The sequence below is a fragment of the Schinkia azotoformans LMG 9581 genome, from assembly GCF_000307855.1.
GTDB classification, from domain to species: Bacteria; Bacillota; Bacilli; order Bacillales; family Bacillaceae_J; genus Schinkia; species Schinkia azotoformans.
Genome location: NZ_AJLR01000009.1, coordinates 37,896 through 44,499, shown reverse-complemented (window position 1 = coordinate 44,499; position 6,604 = coordinate 37,896). Strand labels below are relative to the sequence as shown.

The 6,604-nt window shown below is 34.3% G+C and carries 8 protein-coding genes; 2 read left to right on the top strand and 6 right to left on the bottom strand.

Annotation, left to right across the window (positions count from 1 at the left end; genetic code table 11):
• Positions 1–357: 357 nt before the first annotated feature.
• The 4 genes from lepB to BAZO_RS01210 form a co-directional block, all read right to left on the bottom strand.
• Positions 358–918 (bottom strand): signal peptidase I, encoded by a 561-nt coding sequence (gene lepB / locus BAZO_RS01225; protein ID WP_003329366.1) that lies wholly within the window; start codon positions 916–918, stop codon positions 358–360.
• Between the two features lie 36 nt (positions 919–954).
• Positions 955–1,557 carry a TVP38/TMEM64 family protein gene (locus BAZO_RS01220; RefSeq protein ID WP_003329365.1) on the bottom strand — a complete coding sequence of 201 codons (603 nt, stop codon included), beginning with the start codon at positions 1,555–1,557 and terminating at the stop codon, positions 955–957.
• Positions 1,558–1,676: 119 nt separating this feature from the next.
• On the bottom strand, positions 1,677–2,213 hold the full coding sequence (locus tag BAZO_RS01215) for a competence protein ComK (protein WP_003329364.1): 537 nt from the start codon (positions 2,211–2,213) through the stop codon (positions 1,677–1,679).
• 177 nt (positions 2,214–2,390) lie between these two features.
• Positions 2,391–2,615 carry a hypothetical protein gene (locus tag BAZO_RS01210; RefSeq protein WP_003329363.1) on the bottom strand — a complete coding sequence of 75 codons (225 nt, stop codon included), beginning with the start codon at positions 2,613–2,615 and terminating at the stop codon, positions 2,391–2,393.
• A 67-nt stretch (positions 2,616–2,682) separates the two neighbouring features.
• Between BAZO_RS01210 and BAZO_RS01205 the strand changes: the two genes are divergently transcribed.
• Both BAZO_RS01205 and BAZO_RS01200 read left to right on the top strand, forming a co-directional pair.
• Positions 2,683–3,141: a DUF3939 domain-containing protein gene (locus tag BAZO_RS01205; protein ID WP_003329362.1), complete on the top strand. Its 459-nt coding sequence runs from the start codon at positions 2,683–2,685 to the stop codon at positions 3,139–3,141.
• Between the two features lie 116 nt (positions 3,142–3,257).
• Positions 3,258–3,494, top strand: coding sequence for an IDEAL domain-containing protein (locus BAZO_RS01200; RefSeq protein WP_003329360.1), 237 nt, complete (start codon positions 3,258–3,260; stop codon positions 3,492–3,494).
• 155 nt (positions 3,495–3,649) lie between these two features.
• On the opposite strand, the gene aceA is transcribed toward BAZO_RS01200, so the two are convergent.
• Both aceA and BAZO_RS01190 read right to left on the bottom strand, forming a co-directional pair.
• Positions 3,650–4,930 carry an isocitrate lyase gene (gene aceA, locus BAZO_RS01195; protein WP_003329359.1) on the bottom strand — a complete coding sequence of 427 codons (1,281 nt, stop codon included), beginning with the start codon at positions 4,928–4,930 and terminating at the stop codon, positions 3,650–3,652.
• Positions 4,931–5,200: 270 nt separating this feature from the next.
• The gene (locus BAZO_RS01190; RefSeq protein WP_003329358.1) at positions 5,201–6,469 is read right to left on the bottom strand and encodes a M48 family metallopeptidase; all 1,269 of its coding nucleotides are present in this window, start codon (positions 6,467–6,469) and stop codon (positions 5,201–5,203) included.
• Between the last annotated feature and the right edge of the window lie 135 nt (positions 6,470–6,604).

Below are 6,604 nucleotides of genomic sequence, written 5' to 3'. Positions count from 1 at the left end.
ACTGACTTGATGTTGAACTCAAGGTTCAAGTTTATTTGCACGCTTGACATTTTGTTTAGTTTTCAAAGATCATTTCGTTTATTTCTAAGCTTTTATTTTGTCGTTATCTATCAGCGACTTTTTTACCTTAACATTTTATTTCGTAGAAGTCAACAACTTTTTGAAAGAAGTTTTTTCTGCGTATTGAAGTTTGTTATGAATTTTGTTTTACTTTGTCGAATCTGACAGTAAATAATAATATATCAGGATTCATTTGCAACGTCAACATCTTTCAAAAAAATTTTTTAAACAAAAAAGCCGACCCAATTCGTTGCGTATAACAACAAATGGATCAGCCTCAAATTTCACATAATTATGTTAAAAATCAGTATCAATTTCATCAATTGGCCAATATCTTAAATTTACTTTCCCAACGACGTTCTCAATTGGTACAAATCCAAAATATCTGCTATCATAGCTGTCTTTTCTGTTATCACCTAAAACAAAAATATGGTCTTTAGGGACGACCTCACTCATACCGTTGCTTATTCCCTTTAAAGTGAAATCACCTGTAAGATTCTCCCCGTTTAATCCCATTTTATATTTTTCTAAATACGGCTCCTTTACAGCCTTATTATTAATATATAAAACATCATTTTTATACTCTACCTTATCGCCGGGCAGTCCAATAATTCTTTTCACAAAATCATCTTCGGGTGTGGCATGAAAGACAATAACATCGAACCTAGTTAAATCATCGATCTCATCAACTATCTTATTAATAATTAACAAATTCCCGTTTTCAAGTGTCGGCATCATTGATTCCCCATCAACAATATAGCTCGAAAAGAAAAATGTTCGAAAAAAGACCGCCAAAATAATAGCTACCCCAATTGTTCTAAGCCATTCCAACCCCTCTGTACCTTTAACCTTCATCATTTTCATTCCCCCATGCCTCTTTACCGTAGTTTTTATTTATCTCCCATCATCTAAGTGGATCCTTTTCTCTATTTGTTTACCGCCATACCATAATATGAACATTAATATTAAGACGAATATTGTTTTAAATGGTTGGTATATTAATGATTTTAGGTCATAACCGATAAAAGAGACTGTAAAAATCATAACCAATTTTCCGAGCAAAACCGCCAAAACAAACTGCTGTTTACTTACTCTAGATAATCCTGCAACCACGTTAATTAATGAAGATGGTGAAAACGGAAAACAGAGCATTAAGAAGATAAAACCAAAACCACGGCGTTCAATCCAGTTCATTAATTTTTTTACCTTTTGATGTTTCGTTAAAAAATTAAAAAACCTTTGCCTACCTAACCTTCGAATGACGGAAAATACGATAAGTGCTCCAAGAGTTGCTCCAATCCACGAAATAATAAACCCTTTCCATAATCCAAAGGCAGCGGCATTAGCCATCACAAATAGGACTAACGGGAATATCGGAAATATTGCTTCAATCATTGGAAGCAGAATGCCAGGTATAGGCCCAAGATCTGCGTATTCATCGAGTAACATCAATATATTTTCTATCGTAAAAAATTCTTTTAAAGACTTAAAGTCCATTTAACGTTATCCCTTTCAAACAGTTAATATGTTTATACTATCTCCTAGGAAAAGTTTACTACACAGGGTTTATTTTTCCCAGAAAGAAGTGAGGGACTAACGAAAAATATAATTTAATATTACTCATCTTTATAGTCATGTTTGGATGGTTTGTTTTTTTGTTTATTGTAAGAAATTCTTTTTGAAAGGAGGAATCTATATTGGGCTGTTCTATTTAGCTGGTTCTCGAAAGATCCTTTAGATACATCTAAAATAATCGATTTATTATTGGTAAATGTCACCATTGTTTTTTCAGGACCAGCGGATTGATAGTCTAAAATGTATGAGTGTGAAAGCCAAGCGCACGTATCTTTATAGGGAGATATTGTAGGAAACATGTAGATTTCATTCGTTGGGTCAACAGCAATAGGGACCTTATATGTAATACCGGTAAGCTCGCGAGCGCCTTCTTGCCTGCCTTTCAGGCTGCTGCCGAAATACTTGCAGCTTCTATCCATGACCATAGACGGTTTCATTTTAACCAAAAATTCATCCTCAACCTCTATGACCCGAGTATATACCGGCAGTTCTTTGTTGACTTTTTCTCCGACAATTGCCATTGTATATGGATTTACTTCAAAATCCGAAATAGCTAATACCTTTTTGCTCCTTCTCATAAAGCCACCTCTTTAGACAAATTTTATTTTTCTAAAAAATTCATAAAGACTGTGATGACAATGTTTGACAAAATCCATACTATTTTCTATATTATCACAAAGACTACAGTTTTTATATAATGTTTTTAAATTTTCAAAAAAATCTTAAACCCAAAAAGAGCAGCCTAATGCTCCTCTTTACAAATTGTTGAATTGTTGTTTAACTTCTTCTTCAGCGATATACTCATTCGCTTGTTCGATGATCCGATGCTCATTTACAGATTCACCGGAAATATAATCCTTTCCTGAAGGGTCCGTAATATCTGTATCAACTCCAAGGCTGATTCCTGATGTTAAGATCGTATCGGATGTAACCTCAGGTTCAACAAAATTGTCACGTTTTTTATTAGACTTGTACTTCATGCTAAAACACCTCCAATACTATTATGTTCAAAAAGATAAAAATCAATAAATAAAGCGAGTGGAAATGATGTTTAAATGGAGAAAAAATAAAGAAAATAAAGAAAACTATAATGTTACCTCTAATTTTGATATCGAAACTGTAAAAAAAGCAGTCCGTGAATTTGCCGACCAAGCCCCCAAAGGAGTAACTACAAGGACTTTAGTAAAGGATGATCATTCCATTGACTTTGATTTATTAAAGCCATACCTTAAAGGAATTCCTGAGCAAAACTTTTACATGTCGAAGGAAACCTATGAAATTTTTGAAGAAAAAGATAAAATAATACCGTTTTACTTGGATATGATTCAATTCGCTGTCGATCAATACGTTAATATGTATCAAAAACTTCCAATAACACAAGGTGACCCTTATAGAAAGGTTAGTTATTTGTTATTAGAAAAAAGTAATTTAATTCATGAAAGACCAGATATAGATTTTTATATTACTAATGATGAATATTTGATTACACATAAAAAGCCCAGATAATAGGCTTTTTATTTTCTATATTGTAAATTTAATTTTCTGAAAAGTTAGAAAAAAACCTTGAAAAATTCCCTCTACACTACTATAATAATAAAAAGAGCATCAGGGGTGATGATATGATGGAGAACAGAAAGTCATACGCTGATCAAAAGAAAAGTAATGATTTAGACTTATCCAAAACTGATGGTAACTATGTCCTCGATGTTTATATCCAAATGATTATTGACGAAGCCCTATTTAATTACCAGAAAGATTTATTACAAAAACAAATTGATGATGCTTTAGACTTAAAAGATCACATTCAATTTTATCTATTGACAGAACAGTATAAAAAATTACTCGGATTTCAAACGTAAAAGGAAGCGTTAGGCTTCCTTTTCGTTTATTTGATAAAACAAAAAAAGCTGTATCAATCCTGTTATTCACAGGTGATACAGCATCTATATATTATGTTCAGGAGAATGAACGTAAATCATTACGCTTGCGCTATGAAACGCCTTGTACATTACGATTACTTAATGAATTGAGCCTCTTCAGTTGAACCTTTCATAGCCGTTGTTGAAGATTGACCGCCAGAAACGATTTGCGAAACTTCATCAAAATAGCCAGTACCTACTTCACGTTGGTGCTTAGTAGCTGTATAGCCTTGAGCTTCTGCAGCAAATTCTGCTTGTTGTAATTCAGAATATGCACCCATACCACGAGTTTTGTAGCCTTGAGCTAATTGGAACATGCTGTAGTTAAGAGCATGGAAACCTGCTAATGTAACGAATTGGAACTTATATCCCATTTTAGCGATTTCTCTTTGGAAGTTTTCAATTGTTTCATCATCAAGCTTAGACTTCCAGTTGAATGACGGTGAGCAGTTATAAGCAAGCATTTTCCCAGGGAATTTAGCATGAATAGCATCAGCAAATTGTTGAGCTTGCTCAAGATCTGGTGTAGATGTTTCACACCAAATTAAATCTGCATATGGTGCATAAGCTAATCCGCGGGAAATGGCTTGTTCAATACCCGGTCTAGTACGATAGAAGCCTTCTGGAGTTCTTTCCCCTGTTAAGAATGGCTTATCATTATCATCGATATCGCTCGTAATCATATCTGCTGCATCAGCATCTGTGCGAGCAACCAAAACAGTAGGAACTCCCATTGTGTCAGCTGCTAAGCGGGCAGAAATTAAATTTCTAACTGCTGTTTGAGTTGGTAATAATACTTTACCGCCTAAATGACCACATTTCTTTTCAGAAGATAATTGGTCTTCGAAGTGTACACCAGAAGCACCTGCTTCAATCATACCTTTCATAAGTTCAAATACGTTAAGTGCTCCACCAAAACCAGCTTCAGCATCAGCAACAATTGGAGCAAACCAATAAGTGTCACCTTTACCTTCAGTTGATTGAATTTGATCCGCACGTTGTAAAGCCTGATTAATGCGTTTTACTACAGCTGGTACAGAGTTTGCAGGATATAAGCTTTGGTCAGGATACATATGTCCTGAAAGGTTTGCATCCGCTGCAACCTGCCAGCCACTTAAATAGATTGCTTTAAGACCGGCTTTAACCTGTTGTACGGCTTGGTTTCCAGTTAATGCACCAAGTGCATTAATGAAATCTTCTTCATTTAATAATTTCCATAACCTCTCAGAACCAACTTTTGCTAATGTATGTTCAATGTCGATTGAACCGCGAAGACGAATTACATCTTCAGCAGAATAAGGTCTTTCAATCCCTTTCCAACGACTATCCAGTCTCCAACTTTCTTCTAACTTTGCAATTCTTTCTTGATTTGTCATCCCCATTTTCCCCTCTCTAAATATAAACTTTTTATTAAACACCCTTTTTCCGTTCTAAAAAGCCCCCAGTGTTTAACGAATTAATCGTCAAACATTCCCCTAATTATTTGAGTGATTTTCACTCCTTCCATTTTGCTATGTTCTCTGGTGTTTTGTTGTTATACTACACGGTTGTTTGTTTCTGTTTGTATTATATAACAGTGTTTTTAAAAAAGAAACCCCTTTTTGCGAATTTTTTCACTTTTTTTGCAAAAAGGGGCTTTTTACTAATTAATTTGTCTGTTTCACATCATAGTTCTCTAAGAAATTTAACCTTTCTAACATCGTTGGGTGCCCATAGCGAAGCCACTTTACAATTGCCGGTGGATTAACCTCACTTAAACCCGCAATCGTTAATTTTTGAAATCCGCTTATGGCCGCCGTTTTGTCATTTGTCATTTCAATCGCATATTCATCTGCCGAGTGCTCTAAATATCTGGAAAATGCATTGCTAATTGGACTTTGTATAAAGGTCAACATTGAAATGATTAATAGCAACAAAGGAAGACTTGCAATATCATTAATCCCTTTAATCAATAGCCGTTGCCCAAATCTTTTAACTGCCCACTCGAGAATTTTTGAAGCTATAAATAACCCGATAAAGGAAATAAGAAGGTAGGCAGCCATCCCCATGTAAATATGTTTCTTCACATAATGGGCCATTTCGTGTGCCATCACGAACAGTACTTCACTGTCATTAAGCTTATTTAAAGTTGTGTCCCATAATACAATTCGTGAATTCGAACCAATACCGGTTACATAAGCATTTAAAGCATTTGTTTTTTCAGACATATTGACTTCATAGACATGCTCTGCCGGTATATCTGCTTTACTTGCTAGGTTTAAGATTTTTTCCTCCAACTCTTTATCCTTTAACGGGTAGAAATCATTATAAAGCGGATCAATAATAACAGGCTGAACAAACATTAAAAAGACCGTGAAAGGAACGGAAATAACCCAGGCATAAATCCACCATCGTTTGTTGTATTTTTTGATTAATGCATACACAACGATTGCTAAAACCACCATAAACAAATAATCAAGCCAAAAATCAATAAACTGATCTTTCATCCAAATGACAAATGTAGAGGTTGTTATCCCATAGGACTTGGATAGCTGGTATGAAATATAATCAATTGGAAACATAATAATGAAAGTAAAAACGGATAACCAAAATACATAAATTCCTTTTTGAAATAATGATATCTTTGTTACGGATTCTGACCAATTACGAAAACGCACGGAAAATCCCACAGCCAAGATTGTTAGGAAAAAAACCCAATCAAAAGGTGTCAACAAAAAGAAGATGATATGCCTAATTTTCGAGTATTCATACGTCAATTCCAATTGCCTATCATTCATAAACGTTGTTGGATCTGCGGCCGAACCTTGGTAGCCATTTGGCAAGTTAGAGGAATCTGCAATTAAAAGGAAATATGAAATAACGATAGCGGCATATATCCCATAAAGAAGAAAAACTCCTTTTAAAAATTTCTTCAACTACATTTCTCCCCTTTTCAAGAAAAATAATTGTGTACAAACTATCTATATCTTTATTTTAGTTAGTATGAACTGAATTAGAACAGATATTTATGATGAAAAAACTATTAATAAACATTTTAAACATGTTCATAG

Coding starts and splice junctions, on each gene's coding strand:
- aceA (WP_003329359.1), bottom strand. CDS start 4,930: ATGACAAATCAAGAAAGAATTGCAAAGTTAGAAGAAAGTTGGAGACTG.
- lepB (WP_003329366.1), bottom strand. CDS start 918: ATGATGAAGGTTAAAGGTACAGAGGGGTTGGAATGGCTTAGAACAATT.
- BAZO_RS01210 (WP_003329363.1), bottom strand. CDS start 2,615: ATGAAGTACAAGTCTAATAAAAAACGTGACAATTTTGTTGAACCTGAG.
- BAZO_RS01205 (WP_003329362.1), top strand. CDS start 2,683: ATGTTTAAATGGAGAAAAAATAAAGAAAATAAAGAAAACTATAATGTT.
- BAZO_RS01220 (WP_003329365.1), bottom strand. CDS start 1,557: ATGGACTTTAAGTCTTTAAAAGAATTTTTTACGATAGAAAATATATTG.
- BAZO_RS01200 (WP_003329360.1), top strand. CDS start 3,258: ATGGAGAACAGAAAGTCATACGCTGATCAAAAGAAAAGTAATGATTTA.
- BAZO_RS01215 (WP_003329364.1), bottom strand. CDS start 2,213: ATGAGAAGGAGCAAAAAGGTATTAGCTATTTCGGATTTTGAAGTAAAT.